This window comes from Anoxybacteroides tepidamans, assembly GCF_014201465.1.
GTDB lineage: Bacteria > Bacillota > Bacilli > Bacillales > Anoxybacillaceae > Anoxybacteroides > Anoxybacteroides tepidamans.
Window position 1 is genome coordinate 17,946 of the sequence record NZ_JACHEP010000028.1, and the last position, 18,633, is coordinate 36,578.

The 18,633-nt window shown below is 43.3% G+C and carries 15 protein-coding genes and 1 pseudogene; 10 read left to right on the forward strand and 6 right to left on the reverse strand.

Going from position 1 to position 18,633, the window contains the following annotated elements; all coding sequences use genetic code 11:
* Nucleotides 1-13 precede the first annotated feature (13 nt).
* The gene (locus HNQ34_RS15620; protein WP_183256224.1) at nucleotides 14-742 is read right to left on the reverse strand and encodes a M48 family metallopeptidase; all 729 of its coding nucleotides are present in this window, start codon (nucleotides 740-742) and stop codon (nucleotides 14-16) included.
* A gap of 771 nt (nucleotides 743-1,513) precedes the next feature.
* Here HNQ34_RS15620 and HNQ34_RS15625 point away from each other — a divergent pair.
* Nucleotides 1,514-3,634, forward strand: coding sequence for a hypothetical protein (locus HNQ34_RS15625; RefSeq protein WP_183256226.1), 2,121 nt, complete (start codon nucleotides 1,514-1,516; stop codon nucleotides 3,632-3,634).
* Nucleotides 3,635-3,879: 245 nt separating this feature from the next.
* Here HNQ34_RS15625 and HNQ34_RS15630 read toward each other — a convergent pair whose 3' ends face one another.
* Nucleotides 3,880-5,538, reverse strand: a complete 1,659-nt coding sequence (locus HNQ34_RS15630) for an IS1634 family transposase (protein WP_183256228.1) — start codon at nucleotides 5,536-5,538, stop codon at nucleotides 3,880-3,882.
* A 407-nt stretch (nucleotides 5,539-5,945) separates the two neighbouring features.
* Here HNQ34_RS15630 and HNQ34_RS15635 point away from each other — a divergent pair, with 407 nt between their 5' ends.
* Genes HNQ34_RS15635 through HNQ34_RS15645 form a run of 3 tightly spaced genes read left to right on the forward strand, consistent with a single transcriptional unit; the run spans nucleotide 5,946 to nucleotide 7,806 of the window.
* Nucleotides 5,946-6,986 carry an NAD(P)-dependent alcohol dehydrogenase gene (locus HNQ34_RS15635; RefSeq protein ID WP_221277463.1) on the forward strand — a complete coding sequence of 347 codons (1,041 nt, stop codon included), beginning with the start codon at nucleotides 5,946-5,948 and terminating at the stop codon, nucleotides 6,984-6,986.
* Nucleotides 6,987-7,013: 27 nt separating this feature from the next.
* Entirely contained in the window at nucleotides 7,014-7,424 is a 411-nt protein-coding gene (locus tag HNQ34_RS15640; protein ID WP_183256232.1) for a (R)-mandelonitrile lyase, read from the forward strand.
* Between the two features lie 10 nt (nucleotides 7,425-7,434).
* Complete coding sequence (locus HNQ34_RS15645; RefSeq protein ID WP_183256235.1) at nucleotides 7,435-7,806, forward strand: DUF2255 family protein; 372 nt, start codon at nucleotides 7,435-7,437, stop codon at nucleotides 7,804-7,806.
* A gap of 68 nt (nucleotides 7,807-7,874) precedes the next feature.
* On the opposite strand, the gene HNQ34_RS15650 is transcribed toward HNQ34_RS15645, so the two are convergent.
* Nucleotides 7,875-8,423, reverse strand: coding sequence for a TetR/AcrR family transcriptional regulator (locus tag HNQ34_RS15650; RefSeq protein ID WP_183256237.1), 549 nt, complete (start codon nucleotides 8,421-8,423; stop codon nucleotides 7,875-7,877).
* Between the two features lie 256 nt (nucleotides 8,424-8,679).
* A complete protein-coding gene (locus tag HNQ34_RS15655; protein ID WP_183256239.1) occupies nucleotides 8,680-9,594 on the reverse strand; it encodes an AraC family transcriptional regulator in 915 nt (304 codons plus the stop codon).
* Between the two features lie 223 nt (nucleotides 9,595-9,817).
* On the opposite strand from HNQ34_RS15655, the gene HNQ34_RS15660 reads away from it, so the two are divergent.
* From HNQ34_RS15660 to HNQ34_RS17310, 5 genes are all read left to right on the forward strand, one after another.
* Nucleotides 9,818-10,669: an aldo/keto reductase gene (locus tag HNQ34_RS15660; RefSeq protein ID WP_183256241.1), complete on the forward strand. Its 852-nt coding sequence runs from the start codon at nucleotides 9,818-9,820 to the stop codon at nucleotides 10,667-10,669.
* A 27-nt stretch (nucleotides 10,670-10,696) separates the two neighbouring features.
* On the forward strand, nucleotides 10,697-11,686 hold the full coding sequence (locus HNQ34_RS15665; RefSeq protein WP_183256252.1) for an aldo/keto reductase: 990 nt from the start codon (nucleotides 10,697-10,699) through the stop codon (nucleotides 11,684-11,686).
* Nucleotides 11,687-11,983: 297 nt separating this feature from the next.
* A complete protein-coding gene (locus HNQ34_RS15670; protein ID WP_409978383.1) occupies nucleotides 11,984-12,229 on the forward strand; it encodes a hypothetical protein in 246 nt (81 codons plus the stop codon).
* A gap of 83 nt (nucleotides 12,230-12,312) precedes the next feature.
* Nucleotides 12,313-13,293, forward strand: a complete 981-nt coding sequence (locus HNQ34_RS15675; protein WP_183256243.1) for an aldo/keto reductase — start codon at nucleotides 12,313-12,315, stop codon at nucleotides 13,291-13,293.
* Between the two features lie 482 nt (nucleotides 13,294-13,775).
* Nucleotides 13,776-13,937, forward strand: coding sequence for a hypothetical protein (locus HNQ34_RS17310; protein WP_221277460.1), 162 nt, complete (start codon nucleotides 13,776-13,778; stop codon nucleotides 13,935-13,937).
* A 495-nt stretch (nucleotides 13,938-14,432) separates the two neighbouring features.
* Here the strand turns inward: HNQ34_RS17310 and HNQ34_RS15685 are convergent, their stop codons facing one another.
* Together HNQ34_RS15685 and HNQ34_RS15690 are read right to left on the reverse strand one after the other, a co-directional pair.
* A complete protein-coding gene (locus HNQ34_RS15685) occupies nucleotides 14,433-15,638 on the reverse strand; it encodes a trans-sulfuration enzyme family protein (protein ID WP_183256245.1) in 1,206 nt (401 codons plus the stop codon).
* Between the two features lie 1,080 nt (nucleotides 15,639-16,718).
* Nucleotides 16,719-17,471: a TatD family hydrolase gene (locus HNQ34_RS15690; protein ID WP_183256247.1), complete on the reverse strand. Its 753-nt coding sequence runs from the start codon at nucleotides 17,469-17,471 to the stop codon at nucleotides 16,719-16,721.
* 941 nt (nucleotides 17,472-18,412) lie between these two features.
* Between HNQ34_RS15690 and HNQ34_RS15695 the strand changes: the two are divergent.
* Nucleotides 18,413-18,633: pseudogene (locus HNQ34_RS15695) on the forward strand (IS110 family transposase); the annotation flags it as partial.

Consider the following 18,633-nt stretch of genomic DNA (forward strand, 5'->3'; position numbering starts at 1 on the left):
AGGCTTTCGTCATCTATAACGTTAATGTTGGACCATTTACACGCAACCATTCTTTTCTTTGTTCATAGTCCGACATGACAGATTTAATAAAACGCCAAAAATCATTGGAGTGATTTGGATATTTAATATGCGCTAATTCATGCACTAATAAATAATCGATAATCGGCACGGGCGCCATCATAATTCTCCAGTTTAAATAAATGGCTCCCTCATTTGTACATGTTCCCCAGCGCATTTTTTGTTCTTTTAATTTAATTTTAGTAGGAGTTACCCCCATCTTAGGGCAATACACTTTTAAGCGTTCCTGTAGTTTCATTTCCCCATGTTGAATGTACCAATCTTTGAAAGCATGTTGTAAACTAGCGATTCGCTCTTTTTCTGTGAAACGCAGTGGCACCGTGGCAATAAATTTACCTTGTTTAAACATAAGAGCTGGCTTTGTAACTTCTTCGCTTTTATATACTTTTAATCGATAGTGACGCCCTAAATAAGCAAATTTCTCCCCACTTACAAATTCTTTTGGAGCGGGGGGATCAGAAATTTGATTTAACGCCTGCCATTTATCAATAATCCATGGGGCTTTTTTATAAAGGATAGAATCTAAAAGTGTAGGCTCTATCCCCTCAGGAGCTACTACTTTTACTCCCTCCAACCATTCAACAGATATCGTCACATCCCGCTTTTCTGGCTTATACTCTACTGCATAATCTATCGTTGTCCTGCCATATTGAAAGCTAGGCATATAAATACATACTCCTTTTGTTCTTTTGACTGTCTCCTATTTTATCCTTCAGAAAACAAAAGGTCAATCGGTGAACTAGTAATTTAAAAAAGAGGGAGAGGGAATCGTGCGTTAGAGACTTTATGCCGAATGACAAAAATTACTCCAAAGCATCCAGAAATATGCCTGCACTTAAGTTTTTGAGGTTACTTTTCTGTTATAATCGTTATATATACGTTTTAACAGAAACATAGCTATGTTAAAGTTAGATGTGTATTTGCTAATTGAATTTTGAGCCACTCCGATTACATCCTTGTGAGCCACTTAAAAATTGACAAATGGTAAATCTGGGGCGTCTTGACATGGAGCCTCTAGAGGCATGATTTCACTCGAAAGGCGACACATCAAGGTGTTTCGATAGGCAGCAAGCCTATCATGCCTCTCACTCCATATCAAGACGGTGTTTTCGCAGGAAATGGAGTGGCTCACGTTTTTACGAGCGAAGTGGCTCAATTTTATGTTAGCAAAAACAGATGTTGATTTCTTATGGTTTTTATTAAACGGTTATTATCAAAGGTGATCTGATGAAAAAATGGTTTAAGCAACTTCGCGCTCGACGAAAAATACAAAACTGCATTTTATTGGTTCATCACCACAACATGTACTTGACAAGCGGGGGATTTTCTTGAGCCGCCGTGTACGAAAAATCTGATTTACTGATTTTTCCTTATAAGTACAAAGAAGGCGTGTTCTGAAATAGTCAAGTACAACTTTCTGTGAAGAGCCAAAAATATGGATTTTTTAATTTATTTCGGTGTTGGAGGTTTAGATAAGGTGAGCTCACAATATAAGGACTTTAAAATCCTAGAAAATCTAGTGCAAAAGGAGAAGAAATTTTTTTCTTATTTTGAAAAATTACTTCAGGAAAATGGAGTTAGGTACGTCGTTGAGATTCTAAAAAATATAGGAATTGGAGTCAATGTTTATAATAATAGCCGTAGTAATAAATTGTATGAACGAATAATACAAAAACTAAGAGAAGTAGCTGAAAAAGAAGATTTAAAACTAGTGGAGGAATTTGAGTTTCAAATATCTATATTAAATCTTCTGTTTTCCTCTTTTTACAATCAGAAAATATATAAAGAAATTAACTCTGAACCAAACGAATTTACTCTATATGGCTCAATAATAGCATTGGAGTTACTACTACGAGTAATAAAAGATCAAGTGTTTAATAATGGGAAAAATCGAGCATTATATCCTTTTGAAATAACAATAGACAGAAATTACGGAAGAAAAATCAAAAATATTACAAAAATGTCCCCAAATGATCAAGTAGAGTTTATTGAATTAGTTACACAATCCTCTTCGAAAGTAATTGCTTTTCTGCAATTTTATTTATGTACTGGCATCGAAGAAATCGAAATTAATGAAGAAATACCAGTTGAGGTAATATATAAACTTTTGGATCATTATAGGCTAATTGATATACGCACTATTATTTATGATTTGTTTGAAGATTGGAAATTTAATCAATACAATATTAGCGTAAATGGAAAAGAAATTTCTGTTTTTCCTGTGGATAAAGATGAATACAAAGCAAAAAGGATATCTCTGAATCGATTCGATTTATTAAGATACAAATTTATGTATAGGCAGAATCGAGCAACAGATATTGATCATAATTCGAAGTTTCTTCCACCAAAGCAGTTTATTGATGAAATTGAAGTAACGGATTCGATAATTGCAGCACAATTATTTTTTAGTAATGATCTAGATGAGTTATGTGAGAAGGTAATTAAAGATGAGGAAGGGAAGGAAAAAGGTAAAGAAAGAGTTCCTTTAAATTGTTGGATTAGAGCTTATAATCTTATCCGCAAAGAGTGTGAAACATTTCTTACTAGCTCTCTATTTCCTGATAGTTTTTCTTTAAATAAATGGTGTCTTGTTAAAAGTAAAGATGATTGGATAGAATTATTCACTAAATATGGAATTCCGAGAGATAAAGCTTCTATTATTATAAAGTATTTGACGTTTACAAGAGATTCCATAGATTTTTTTGATTGTCCATTTGTAAAAATAAAAGATCGGCTAATATTAATTCCTTCTTTGTGCGCGAGAATATCAGCATCAACCTCCATTATTTCTAATCTATCGAAGAATGATTTTAATATTTCTTTTAAAGGTGATAATTTTGAAAAAACCGTCCGTTCTGCTGTAGAAGAAAAAGGAATAGAACCAAAAAAGCTTTATTCAATAGTGAAAAAGGAAGAAAACAAAACTGATGAATATGAATGTGATATTGCGTTTTACCTTGGAAAAGATTTGTATCTATGTGAATGCAAAGCATTTATTCAACCAAAAACATCTAGAGGTTTTTTCGAATTAGAGCATAAGAAGAAGGAAGCGTTAGCACAGTTTAAAAGAATAAGTACTTATTATGAAGAAAATATAAAAGTTGTAAACAAAGAATTAGGTATGAATGAATATAAAAAACCTAAAAATGTTTACAAGATATTAATTATTACGCCAATGTTAGGAAAAGAAGAACAGATAGATGAAACAACATTTATAGTTGATGCTTCAGCATTTAAAAGTTTCCTAGATAGGCAAAAACCTGCCCTAATCTTTAATAATAAAAAATATGAACTAAGGAATACTCGTTTTGACCAATTATTTGATGGGGGGATATCTTCAAAAAAACTGATTAATTATTTAAAAAATCCACCATTAATAGCTTTACAGAAGATAAGGCATTATTTTGTAGAACAGCAAGTCCCAATAGGCGATTATACTTTAAATAAATTATATTCATTAAAGTTGTTTGATGATTTTGTGACTTATAAAAACGATAACAATGATAATCTCATTAAGTTAATTAAATATATTCAGGATTTATATTCAAAAGCATAGGTGTATGGGATATTAATTTTAATATTACGAAAAAAATTGTATTGATTATATTTATTGATTATATTGGATAGATAAAAGAATCGGCATTAAGGTACTCTTATTGTTTAAAATGTTAAAACTCATATTTCGCACCTTGGTAAAGCGGAGCGAGAGGATTTTTTATTCGTTTTTTTAGAAAAATTTTTAAACCAACACCACTAGTGATGACATCCTTTTTTTACCATCGCTAGTTGTTCCTTATTTCATCAGACGTAAATACTCTCGTCCATCCCTAATCCTTGCAGAATCCTTCGCTGCTCGTACGTGAGCGGTTGGCCTAATGCGCGTTGGATTCGTCCATCCGGCAGTTCCAACAGGACGACTCTGACATACCAAAACAATTGAAAAATCGCTTGTCCAGTCGGTCGGGTCAGTTTCCGTCCTCCCGCCCCCTTTAATGGGTGTTCCGGGGTGATGAACTGACGCACTCGGCACTGGAAAACACAGTAAATCGCCAAGGCCAACAGAAACAAATCACCCAATACCGCGACCCGTTCCGGTTTTTTTACGTAAATCTCATCTGTAAAGAACAGGGCTTTCAAGAAAGAGAAGTTCATTTCCACCGAGATTTGACCTTTATACAACTTCAAGATCTCTTTCGCATCCATCGGTTGACCTTTCCATTCCTCCGGAACGGTCGTGACAAGGACAAAGCTAGACGCTTTCCGTCTCTCCTGTTCCCACGCAGTTTGGTCGAATTCCACGTTCAAGCGAAGGGCGTACAGCGTCTCCATGTCCGGTTCCGCCCCTTTTTTCGGACGTCCACGCCGTTTTTTCGGGCGCACGATCGCTTCGACCGACGCCTCGACGCGATGGAACCGGAGACGAAGGGACGTCTTTAGAGACGCTAGGGCTTGTTCCGCATCTTCCCGGCACGAAAACAGACGGCTTTCCCACTGGGTTTGTTTCTGCCGAAGAAGCTCTGCTTCTTGGTTTCGTTCTTTTTCGAGCGTCTTTCCTTTTCGTTGGTCGAGCGCGCTGGATTCAACGACAATCAACCGAACCGAATGACCTTCGTACGTCGATGTCGTTTCCCACACCCGATACGTGGCTCCGTTTTTCTCCGCTAAGGAGAATGGCTCGCTCCACGGCGTGTCTTGGGCATCCGCTTCGGCGAGCGCGGTTTTGACGATCCGAAGCGAAGAAGGACCTCTTGTAATCAAAAAGGCGTTGGCGGCCTTCGTTTGCGCCAGTGTGTCTTTCGTCATGGCGGCAGAATCGGCAACATAAATCCATTCCTCTTCGATCTTCGCCTGCTTTAGCTGTTTCTGCACACGGGACAACACCTCGGGATTCCACCTCTTATCCGGCAGGTTGCCGTCGTGTACATCGCCATAAAACGGAATGCCATCCTCGTTGCCAATCAGCCCAAATCCGATCTGCTTTTGCCAACGATGATGCCGATTGTAGCCATGCGTAATCTGCAAGGCATCCGGTGAGGCCGATTCATACGTACCGTAAACCGATACATCGGTCGTATCGGCATGGAACACCCGAAGAGGGATGCCTTCTTTCTTGTAAATTTGCACGAGACAGGCCGAAAGAACCGCGTGGATATTGGCGTCGTACAGTCGATCCAGATGGCGGGCGATCGCATCGTCGTTGAACCAAGAAGGGGAAAGCCCTGGCCGGATCAGCTTAGGCAAATCGATGTCATGCGCCCATCGTTCCATATGAACGAGTGCTTGCCGACCGCTCAACATATCCAAGGTGAGCAGCCAGACCACATCGCTGGCTCGGGTTTGGCATTGAGGATTCACAGGAACAAGACGGTCGATCAACGCAGGGAGACCAAGATCCTTGAAAATGGTGCTTATTATATTCAAATAGGAATTTTCATAAATGGCACGGATTTGAATGCTCATGATGTAGCAACTCCTTTGTTTTCCTTGTGTTTCAAGGATTCATTATGACATGAAGATAAGAGAATAATCCCGATTTTTGTCGAGAGGGTGCGAAATGTAAGATACAATTGACAAATCATTGAAGCTTTATTGTATTCGTCACGAGCCGACAGGGGAAGCGGATGAAAGCATAACAAATATTGCTGAATGTACAATCGATAATAAAACAGGACGTGTCTAAACCGCAGGCACGTTTTTTATGTTTTTTCAACAATTTTATGTATTTTGTTTACTAATCAACAAATCGCTTCCATTTAACGATTGAAGGGCTATTGAACTTCTTTATAATAATAAACAGATGTTCATTAACTATTAAATTGACGATGAAAGGAAAGGTGGACGGTATGTGTCAAAACGATCATGGAAAAATGCTCGTTCGTGCGCTTGCGGTGCCTAGCGCTAAAGCGCCGTTTGAACAAACGACGATTGAACGTCGAACATTGCGCCCAAACGATGTCCTTATTGATATTCGCTATGCTGGAATTTGCCATTCGGACATTCATAGCGCATATGATGAATGGGGTGGCGGAATTTTTCCGATGGTTCCTGGTCATGAAATTGCTGGGGTGGTAGCTGCTGTTGGATCGAACGTGACTAAATTCGCGGTGGGAGACCGCGTTGGCGTCGGCTGCTTCGTTGACTCGTGCGGGGAGTGCGAATATTGCCTCCGTGGCGAGGAGCAGTTTTGTACGAAAGGGGTTGTTGCGACATACAATTCGCTAGACTACGATGGCCAGCCTACATATGGCGGGTATAGCCAAAAAATCGTGGTAAAAGAAGATTTTGTCGTGCGGATTCCTAATGTTCTTTCGTTAGATGTCGCTGCTCCGCTGTTATGCGCTGGCATTACGACCTACTCGCCATTAAAAAAATGGGGAGCCGGTCCAGGGAAAAAGGTGGCGATTGTTGGGATGGGCGGACTTGGCCATTTGGCGGTTCAGTTTGCCCACGCCATGGGCGCTGAAGTTACCGTATTGAGCCAATCGCTGAAAAAGAAAGAAGAAGCGCTGGCTTTAGGGGCCGATCATTACTATGCGACGAGCGATCCGAATACATTCAAAACACTGGCAAACCAATTTGACCTTATGTTAAATACAGTATCGGCCAATCTAGATGTGAATGCGTATTTATCGTTGCTTCGCGTCGATGGCACGCTTGTCAATGTCGGTGCGCCAGCTAATCCAGATACGTACAATGTATTTTCTTTAATTATGCATCGCCGCAGCATTGCTGGTTCCCTTGTCGGCGGCCTTCGGGAAACGCAAGAGATGCTTGATTTTGCCGCTGAGCACGGCATTGTGCCGAAAATTGAAGTAATTCGCGCTGACCAAGTTGATGAGGCGTATGAGCGCGTTCTCCGCAGCGATGTCCGTTACCGCTTTGTCATTGATATATCGACATTATCGTGACAAATTACGTCCGAAAGGAGAGAAAAAATGGAAAATATCGAGATTATTCGCAATGGCGCACAGCCGTCCGCGAAAGGACAAGAAGAGTATTTTACCGGGAATGTCCGCATCGATCCGTTATTCCAAGAAAATGAATTTGCGCCTTACTTGGCCGCTTATGTCACGTTTGAACCGGGGGCACGTACCGCATGGCACACCCATCCGACTGGGCAAAGGCTGATCGTGACGTATGGAGTTGGCTGGGTGCAAGAGTGGGGCGGACCGATCAAAGAAGTGCGTGCAGGCGATGTCGTCTGGTTCCCGCCGGGCGTCAAACATTGGCATGGTGCGGCGCCGACGACGGCGATGACCCATATCGCGTTAACGGGGGTAGCGGACGGAAAAGGGGTTGAATGGCTTGAAAAAGTGAGCGATCAACAATATCGCCAGAACGAATAGGGGTGAAAACATGGCGGCATGGTCGAAAGAGGAATTGCGCAAAATCGCTGATGCCGATGATCTTCATATTTCGCCGTTCCGTGAAGATGGCAAAACGTATGGAACGCCGACATGGATTTGGTCGGTTGTCGTTGGCGACTCCCTTTATGTGCGCGCCTACAATGGACAACAATCGAGTTGGTATCAGGCGGCCGTCAAACAGAAGGCGGGGCGGATTACCGTAGCCGGCATGACGAAGGAAGTTGCGTTCGAACTAGTCGACGGGCCGATCAACGACTTGATCGATGACGCCTATCGGGAAAAGTACAAAGGGAGCCCGTATCTCCACTCCATGATTGGAAGCCGCGCCCGTTCAGCGACGGTCAAGATTGTCCCAAGGTAAATTTTTTCAATAGTATAAGAAACAAAACAAGCCGCCGATGTCAGCATCGATGGCTTGTTTTGCGATAGTTAACCTAAATTCCGATCCAATAATCGTCCCGTTTGTTCGGCGATGACGCGCGCCGGAAGCGGCATGCCTTGCTTGAACCACCATTCGACAATCCCGACGACGGCGGAGGCGAAAAATTGCAAGACAACGTTTTCGTCGAGCCCTTCGTTTTTTCCGCTTGACGTGTCGACTTCCGGCTTGAATTCCTCGATTACCAGCTGCAAAAACCGGCTGCGGAAATGCGGCGCCCCTTTGCTTGATAACATTGTCGAAAAAAATAACCGATGGCGTTCAAAATATTCGTACCAGATATAGTTTCCTTCCTCAAACGTCAGATCGGAAGCCTCGCGGCAGAGCTGCCGTAAATTGTCCATATGTTCTTCAATCAGTTGATCCAATAAATCGTATTTGTCTGTGTAATGGAGATAAATCGTTCCTCTATTCACATTCGCCCGGTCGGCAATCTCTTGGATCGTAATGTCGTCAAACGGTTTTTCCGCCATCAGTTCGATGACAGCGTTTTTGATGGCTTCTTGGCTTTTGATAATACGGCGGTCGATTTTGGTCATAGTGAATTCTCTCCTTCACTGCCAATCATCTGTTCAAGCTAAATTATAAACATATGTCTTTTAATGAATCAATGATGATTTTTATTAGGAAAGTGGCTGATATTGAACAACGAAGGTGCTAGAGAGATGAGAGGGGGAAACAAGCGGATGGAAAGGAAAAAGGATAGTTGAGATGCAAAGGGCGATGACCTTGGGCATCGGGTCGATCGATTTTCAAGAAAAATGAAGAGGCCAGCATATGAACTGGCCCTCGCTTTTAAGCGTTGGCTCTTTCAGGATATTCGGACCGCAAATGTTTCGCATCTTCCTTCGGCGGTCGCCCGAATAGGCGGGAATATTCACGGCTGAACTGCGACGGGCTTTCATAGCCGACTTGAAAGGCGACATCAGCGGCATCCATTGCCTCTGTCAGCAAGAGCCGTCGAGCTTCTTGCAGGCGCAGTTGTTTTTGAAACTGGATCGGGCTCATCCCAGTGACCTCTTTGAAATGGCGATGGAGCGATGCCGAGCTCATATGAGACAAATCAGCCAGCTCTTCGATGCGAATCGGTTGACGATAGTGTTTCTTTATATATTCGATGACATGGTGAATTTGATGAGCATGGCTGTTTTGGACGGCCATTTGTTTGAGGACGTCGCCATACGGACCGTGCAAAACACGGTACAAAATTTCTTTTTGGTAAATCGGTGCTAAGACGCCAATATCGTTTGGAGCGTCAAGCAAGCGGATGAGCCTGGTGACGGCATCAAGCAAATCAGGTTCAATCGCGCTGACAAACATCGCCCGCTTCGGTTTTTTCAGCGGACGAATGTTGCTTTCGGTGTGCTGCAGCAGTTCGATGATTTGATGGAGCACAAATTCCATCCGCAAGGCCAAATACGGCATCTGTTCGCTTGCTTCGACCACTTGGGAGATGACCGGCAAGTCGACGGAAGCGACGAGATAATGGGTCGGGTTGTACGTAAATCGTTCCCCCGCCAGCCACACATCTTTTCGGCCTTGCACAATCAGGCAAAACGATGGACGTTGGACGCCGTGCTTCGGTGTTGTTGGATGCGATTCGCGAAACAGAAGAAGCGATGGAATCTCTGTTTCGTAAACCCCGTCCTTTCCTGCATGGCGCTCGATGAGCGACGCCAATTCATTTTGTTGCTCGATGATCGATTTCAACCGTTTTTCCCCCTTCCACTACAGTTATTTTACCTAAACCTTTTCCGTGACCGAAAGAGGTTTGAGAGGATTAGGCAATGATTTGCGAGGATTGTGATACCAGTTGTGATGCAAAAGAGAGCATAATGACATTGTCAGGCGCGTTTTCCGCGGCGATGTGCGCTACCGGTTTGTATTGATATGTCGACATTATAACCGAATCGAGGCAAGGAGGAAGAGAACTATGCAAATGGTTGTGTTAAACAACGGCGTCAAGATGCCGATATTAGGCTTCGGCGTCTATCAAATCACCGATCCGGAATTGTGCGAACAATGTGTCTACGACGCACTTATGACCGGCTATCGGCTCATTGATACGGCCGCCGCTTATCAAAATGAAGAAGCGGTTGGCAGAGCAATCAAACGGAGTGGCGTGCCAAGAGAGGAAATATTTGTTACCACAAAACTTTGGATTCAGGATGCCGGTTATGAGAGCACAAAGAAAGCATTCGCGAAATCGTTGGAAAGATTGCAGCTGGATTATATTGATTTGTATTTAATTCATCAACCATTTGGTGATGTATATGGCTCTTGGCGCGCTATGGAGGAATTGCATCGTGAGGGAAAGATTAGGGCAATTGGAGTTAGTAACTTCCAGATGGACCGTCTGGTAGATTTGATTATTCATAATGAAGTAGTTCCTGCTGTAAACCAAATTGAAACACATCCTTTCTGCCAGCAAATAGAAAGCGCGAAACTTATGAAAGAGTACAATGTTCAGATAGAGTCTTGGGCGCCGTTTGCTGAAGGAAGAAATAACATCTTCCAGAATGAAGTTTTAGTATCAATAGCTGAAAAGTATAATAAATCCGTTGCTCAGGTAATTTTACGTTGGTTGACACAAAGAGGAATCGTTGCGATTCCAAAGTCTGTTCATAAAGAAAGAATCATCGAAAACTTCAATATCTTTGACTTTGAATTAAGCCAAGAGGATATGGACATGATTGCGGCGTTAGATACGAAGCAAAGCTTATTCTTTTCCCATCGCGATCCAGAAATGGTGAAATGGCTTTGCCAGCGCCGATTGGAGATTTAACGGAAAAGAAAGGAGGATGAAATGACCGTGAAAACGCGTCAATTAGGCAACAGTGGGTTAGAAGTGTCAGCGATCGGGCTCGGCTGCATGGGGATGAGTTACGGCTATGGGCCGGCTGCGGACAAAAAAGAGATGATCGCTCTCATTCGCGCCGCTGTGGAGCGCGGGGTCACGTTTTTCGATACGGCGGAAGTGTACGGACCTTATGTGAATGAAGAATTGGTCGGCGAGGCGCTTGCCCCGTTTAAGGGAGAAGTGGTCATTGCTACGAAATTCGGCATTCAAATGGAAGGCGGCAAACAAGTGCTTGACAGCAAGCCGGAGACGATTCGCCGCTCGGTCGAAGGTTCGCTTAAACGACTGAGAGTGGAAACCATTGACCTGTACTATCAACACCGCGTCGACCCGAATGTGCCGATCGAGGAAGTAGCCGGAGTGATCCAAGACCTGATGAAGGAAGGCAAAATTCGGCATTGGGGGCTTTCCGAAGCTGGGGTGCAAACGATTCGCCGCGCCCATGCGGTGCAGCCGCTTACTGCTGTCCAAAGCGAATATTCGTTGTGGTGGAGAAGTCCGGAAGAAGAACTATTGCCTGCGCTTGAGGAGCTAGGCATTGGCTTTGTGCCGTTTAGCCCGCTCGGCAAGGGATTTTTAACGGGGACAATCGATAAAAAGGTGACATTCGCCGACTCTGACTTCCGCCGCATTGTGCCTCGATTTCAGCCGGAGAATCTTGAGGCCAATCAAGTGCTAGTCCATCTCATCGAGCAGTTTGCGGCTGAGAAAAACGCAACGCCGGCGCAAATTGCCTTGGCATGGCTGTTGGCGCAAAAGCCATGGATTGTGCCGATCCCGGGAACGCGCAAATTAGAGCGCCTCGAAGAAAATCTAGGCGCGTTGGATGTCGTGTTGACGGCGGAGGAATTGCAGAAGTTGAACGATGCACTCGCCAATATCGAAATTGCCGGAGACCGTTATCCGGCCGGTTCGGACTATGCCAAGCGGGTAAGCAAATAACGCTGCAGTGAGTGCTAGTGGAGTCAATGGCTGCTTTTTTGATCGCTGGATAGAAGTTGCCTATTCGGCGGTCCACTTTTTTGCCACGGCAAAAGTCGACGTTCGTCCCAACGATGATAGACATTTTCGATCATTTTGTTCATTAATAGGCAAATAGCGCTCATTTAACCATTGTAGCTGCCATGTTTCGACGTATAAATTATAGACAGATATCTATTAATGGATCAATATCTATTTTTGAGTGAAAACGGAACGAGCAGACCGCTTGAAGTGTTTCACTGAAAGGAGGCATGGTCGTTGGAACGGCTATGGACGAAACCGTTTTTTCTCATGACTGTCGCGACGCTGTTCCTCTTCACCGCCTTTTATATGCTGTATCCGACGTTGCCGCTGTTTATTAAGCAGATCGGCGGCAACGAAGCGCATGTCGGCTGGGCGACGGGGGTGTTATGCTTTCTGCTGTTGTGTTTCGCCCGTTCGTCGGCGCGCTGTCGGTTGCGGTTTCCTTCGTTTTGTTCAGTCTCTTTGGAAAACGTTTGCTAAAAAATAAAGAATCTTCTTTAGAAAGCAATTCTATTAAAAAATGATAGAGATTCACCAAATTATCGAAAGCGAGGATTGGTCACATGGAGTATGTGAAACTTGGAAATACTGGTTTGGACGTATCACGCATTTGCCTTGGCGGGATGAGCTTTGGAATTGCGGACCGGTGGATTCATCCATGGGTGCTTGATGAGGAGAAAAGCCGTCCGATTATCAAAAGAGCGCTTGAATTAGGCATTAATTTTTTTGATACGGCCAATGTGTATTCCGGCGGAACGAGCGAGGAAATTTTGGGGCGGGTGTTAAAGGATTATGCCAATCGGGATGAAATCGTCATCGCGACAAAAGTGTATTTCCCGCTGCATGAAGGTCCCAATGGCAAAGGCCTTTCGCGAAAAGCGATTATGCGTGAAATTGATAACAGTTTGAAGAGGCTAGGAACCGATTATGTGGACCTGTACCAAATCCACCGTTGGGATTACGATACGCCGATTGAAGAAACAATGGAAGCGCTGCATGACGTGGTGAAGGCGGGAAAAGCGAGGTACATAGGGGCCTCTTCGATGTATGCTTGGCAGTTTTTGAAAGCCAATTATACTGCGGAAAAACACGGTTGGACGAAATTTGTTTCAATGCAAAACCATTATAATCTTATTTATCGTGAGGAAGAACGGGAAATGCTGCCACTTTGCAAGGAAGAAAACATTGCGGTGATTCCGTATAGCCCTTTGGCGTCAGGGAGATTGACGCGCAATTGGTCGGAAAAGACGCATCGTTCGGAAACCGACCAAATTCAAAAAGCGAAATATGATGCTACCGCAGAAGCGGATCGGGCGATTGTTGAACGTGTTGCCGAACTCGCTGAAAAACGTGGCGTCAAGCGCGCGCAAATCGCTCTTGCTTGGCTGTTACACAAAGAACCGGTCACCGCACCGATCGTAGGGGCGACAAACATTTCCCACCTAGAAGATGCGGTTGGCGCGCTATCGGTTTCATTAACGAAGGAAGAAATGGCATATTTAGAAGAGCCATATGTGCCGCATCCGATCGTTGGCCATCGGTAACTAGGGAGAAGAGGCTGTCTAAAAAGGTCGGTAAAATGGCCTTCTACGGGCAGCCTTTTTTTTTTGGCTTTTCACCACAACATGTGCTTGACAAATGATAGTTTTACTGAACAAGGGTATGAAAAAAGTTACCGGTTTACTTTTTTCTTCTAAACGTGCATGGGGATTCTCGTTGAATCGGTATTATGAAGGCGTAAAGGATGTTGAATGGGAGAATGAAAAAGGACGTTATATCATTCGCAATGTTCCTTTTCATCATCTTTGGCGAGGAGACCCTCACTTCAACGACCAAAGGGAGTAAGTGGGGGAGGAATCGCTTTTGTATGAGTAAAATGTTTGTGGGAGGAAGCTAAATCCCCTTCCCTATGTTTCAAGGGGAGGTTTCCTTGAAAAGAAAAGGATGAGCAAAAAAGATGCAAAAAGGACTCTCTTCCTGTATGGTGATAAGTGCCACCTAACCACAAAGGAGGGAAGAGAGTCCTATGCAACAGTTTATCACAGGTGGACAAACATTAAAAGAGTTAGAAGCAGAATTGTTTTGGATGTTACAAAAAACTTATGGAGAAGTGCTTCAAAAAGTAGAGGCTGGGGAATTTATTTTGCGTCTAACTCCCCTTGTGATAGCTGATGCTGTTGGGTATTAGCGTCTTTTTATGAAGCAGACCATAAAGATATCTCAGATGCCTTGCTTAAATTTACGAATAGTTTTGGAGTGGAAGCGGAGGAAAAAGAAGTTGATCAACAAGCGCTTCGGGATTATGCCGAAAAAATGTGGACTTTATTGATGCTTATATAGCAGCACTTGCAAAAGCGAATCCACCTGAGGATGTAGTTACGTGGGATAAGCATTTCAAACGATTGGATATTCGGCATGATCGACCAGAGAATTGGTAAATTACGGAATATTGTTTTTGAATTTTGGCTTGATCTGTAGTAAAATGAAAGTGCTCTTGCATGGAGATTCTCCTTTCGAATGTTTGATCGCACTTTCATTCTAAAGGAGATTCGCATGCGAGAGCTATTTTTATGCTTAGGGTGATTTTATCTAGCACCACGGGTATATTATATTCCTTACGTATTATTGAAAGACAATTCATTCACAGTCAAACTACTCGCTTCAAGAAGCCCTTAATTTGGGTTTAAACTGTCTGCAGAGCCTGCAACACATCCGCTTTCAAGTCATCAATATGCTCGATGCCGACCGAGAATCTCACAAAATTGGACGGAATGCCAGCTGTTTGCATCTGCTCCTCAGTCATTACTCCTTCCCACATCGCTGCTGTATGTACCACAAGGGAATCGATCCCTCCCAGACTCACAGCGTTAGTCGATAGCTTCAATGCAGCGACGAACCGCTGAGTTTCTTCATAACCACCTTTAATGGCAAAGGCAATCACTGCTCCGAACCCTCGCATCTGGCGTTTCGCCAGCTCGTGTTGCGGATGACTAGGAAGACCGGGATAATACACACACTCTATCTGTGGCTGCTTTTCCAAAAACTCAGCTAACGCTAATGCGTTAGCGTTAATGCGTTCAATCCGCATCGGAAGCGTGCGCAGACCGCGCAATAATAGCCATGCGTCCATTGGGGAGAGGACGGAACCGATGGAAATATGTGTATGCCAAATACGCTCGGCTAATTCTTCACTAGTGCAGATAACACCAGCTGTCAAATCATGGTGTCCACCTAAATATTTTGTTGCGCTGTGAATAACGATATCAACGCCTAGGTCGTGAGGGCGTTGATTGATCGGCGATGCGAACGTGTTATCGGCGACGACGATAATTCCATGCGGGTGCGCCAACTCCACCACGGCAGCCAAATCTGTCAACACCAAAGTGGGATTAGCTGGTGTTTCCACCATGATGAGCTTTGTGTTAGGCCGTATCGCTTCCGCAAAGGCGGTGATATCCGCTTGTTCGACCAGAGTCACTTCCACACCAAATCGCGGCAACATCTCATCCATAATCTTGGCAGTACTCATATAGTGCCGCGTCTGCGCAATTACATGATCTCCTGCGCCGACTAGAGCTAAAATGGTCGTAGCAATTGCCCCCATCCCGGAGCCGGTTACCAGTGCCGTTTCTGTACCTTCAAGCTCAGCCATAATCTTCGCTACGCGCTCATGTACTGGATTACCATAACGTGTGTAATATCGGGGATGACGAGGTGTTCCCGCCATTTCTGCGAATTCACTGGAATTATGTGCACGAAATGTAGCTGTATAATAGATTGGTGGTGTTACTGCCCCATCATTAGTAACCCAATCATCGCCATGTACGACCAAGGTTTCGGTTCGAAGTCCTTCAAGATCCGGTTTCTCACGATGATTACGTTTGCTCATTTACTCTTTCTCCTTTACTTTTCTTAGATACTCGGCTAGATAAGAGTTTTTGGTAAAAACCGTTATCCATCTTTGTGACAAAGGGAGTTATTCTTAACTGAAATGTTCTACTTTCCGAAAGATTCTTACACTTTTTCTCATAACTACGTAATGATCAATGAAAATATCAAAGTTTTAAATAATGGTAACCCCCTCCCTTTAAAGTTTCACTCTCCCATACTATTATCTTACAGTAACTTTATGAGAGCGGTTTTTGTGAGTTCTAAAGCTCCAATCATTTGATCGGTGGACTCTCGGCCATTTTTTCACTTTCCCCGTGATTTACCTTCATTAACTTTCGCATCACTCCTCAAAATCTCTTTGATAATATAGCCATCCCACGAACATAAGTCCGGTATGGGAAGTGACCATTGCATTCGTCTATCCAATTCGACACTTCGGCTGACCTCACCTACTGGGGGAAGGGATGTTTCTCTTTATTATGTCTGTTTTTCCCTAGTGTATCAAGAAATGAAATGGAAGGTAAAGTAGATTTTATGACGGATTCATGTATTTCCATTATACTACATCTTTTCCTCGTCACCCTAAAATGTTCTTGATTTTTTGTGAATCGTACGTCTATCTAGCCTGTGCAATATTACGTTTTCGGTAGCGGTTTTTATGTTGAACTGATCCAAGAAAATAGCGACAAGCAATTAAAATGGTTATTAATAACTATAAAATTATCCTAATCATTGATGGTGTTGCAAAACTAGAGTAAAAACTCAAAATTGTGCATGAGTATGCATACTTCCTGCCACATCTGATGTTTCTGAAAAAATGCATCAATCGTATCGAGGATCCCATTTCATACGAAATTAAAAATCATGATCGTGCCCACCCCCTTGGGATGCTTTTTTGGTAACTGTATATAATTTCTAATAAAGGTGGATTGCTCGCATCCTTTATTGTATGGATGATGCATTTTGCAACACATTCATTATTCGTAACCTGAACAGCACAGTCTATATAAGTTTAATTATGTTTGTTACTGCTCGAGCGGCAGATATTCGACAGGTGACTAGGGCGATTGTCGACTATTTACCCGTAAAGCCGCTTCGTATTAGCAACGGTCTTCATTTTTACTGTTTCAACATCCTGATCGTACAAAGTTGCGACCGCTTGAACGGAGTGCGATAACAATAAAGGAGACGTCGGAATTCCGTGAAATGGGCCGGCAAATGGCCAAGGGCCATCTGTTTCTAAAAGAAGCCGCTCGATTGGAACATGGGACAGCAGCTTTTGATCGCGTTCGCGATAACAAACTTCTGGCGTGACGGAAAGATAGTACCCGCATTGAACGAGCTGTTTTACAAGCGCTGGCTCTGCCTTTAGCCAGTGAAAATGGGCTTTTGTAATGGAATATTGTTGTAAAATCGCAAGAGCTGTTTGTACGCCGTCATATACCGCATGAATCGAAAGCGGCAAAGAAGCGGTAGCGGCGATATGTACAATTTGCTCAAACAAGTCACAGTAATTGGAAAAGCGTGTTACTGCTTCTGCTGAATAGTATGGCAACCCGACTTCTCCGATCGCCGAAAGATGTGGACGCTCTTGTTCGACTAAACGCGTCCATTCATTCCAGTCCGCTTGATTCGGAAGCGGCTGTTCCGGATGAAACCCAATGGCAGCATAGACGAAGGAGGGAAACCGTTGTTTTAACTCCAGCGTTTGATAACTTGAACGCAAATCGGTAGAAACGGCAACGACACCGGTAATACCGGCTTCCTGCCATCTGTTGATCTGTTCATCAATGTTTGTGTATTGATCAAGATGAATATGAGCATCAAGCATTTGTTATCACCCTTTTTATTTTTATTTCTCGTTTTAGTAAAGATAGTGGAGTTTTAAGTATGCTTCTTTGATAAAAGTCGTGAAAACAGAGCTGACGACGATCAGCCTTGTTTTATCGCCGGAAAGTGGATTAATGATGGCAGCCGAATTCGCGCTGAACTGCCGCAAAAAGGATTTGGATTAGTACACACACCTGTCGAAAAACTGCCGGCAAAAAACGCAGTTGAATTTTCGATCATTTTATCATAGCGGCCGAGAAGACTCACACTTTGAAGCGTCGAGTAAGTGGGGATGAATCGGTCGCTTTTGGTTTGAAAAAAACTTTTGAATGACTTTCTTTTCACCATCTTTCCTCATAAATTATGGCACTCATATTTTCTTAGATGAAGCAGAGGCATTTTCGTTTGCGACAAGGAAATACTCGTCCGCTTCCGAAACGAAAAAAGTATCTCGAAAGCTCTTTTCCAAGTTCATCAGCTGCATGCTATATATCATAGATGCAATTTGGAACTTTAACGTTTTCGTCTTTTATGGAGTAGGTATTTTTCGACTGTCTGGTGACCGAACAACACCGCTTCCAGACCAATGTCTATGAAGCGGTTGGTTGTTCCGTCCTCGTCACTCTCGGTGTATTAAATCGCACGCACATCCCTGTTTTAGTAGTCAAGAAACCAGTTGCATGAAACGATTTGTGCTTTTACCATATGTTTTGCTTATCATCTTTATTAAAAATCATTATTTCACTTATTAAAGAAATCGGGGTATTCTTAAGGAGCACTTATAAAATAAATTCAGCGCTAGTTCTGCTTTTCGGACTACTGCTTAGTCAAAAAGAGCATTCCTGTTAGAAAGGTTTTGGGGGACTTGAAAGAAAAAAGCCCTCTTGGTATGATGCAGGGGTACCAACAAACACCTATCATCAGACCAAGGAGGACTCTACAATGAATTGTACACAAAATCGCAAAATTGAACAAGTCACTGATCAAACATTAGTGATTGGAATGGATATTGCCAAGCAAAAGCATTTTGCAGCGATGGTGGACGCGCGGGGAAGGGAGCTGAAGAAACGGTTTCCGGTGTTCCAGTCAAGAGCCGGATTCGAGCAGTTCTATTCGTTGATTCAAGAGGCGATGAGGGAATTGGGCAAAACGGAAGTGATCGT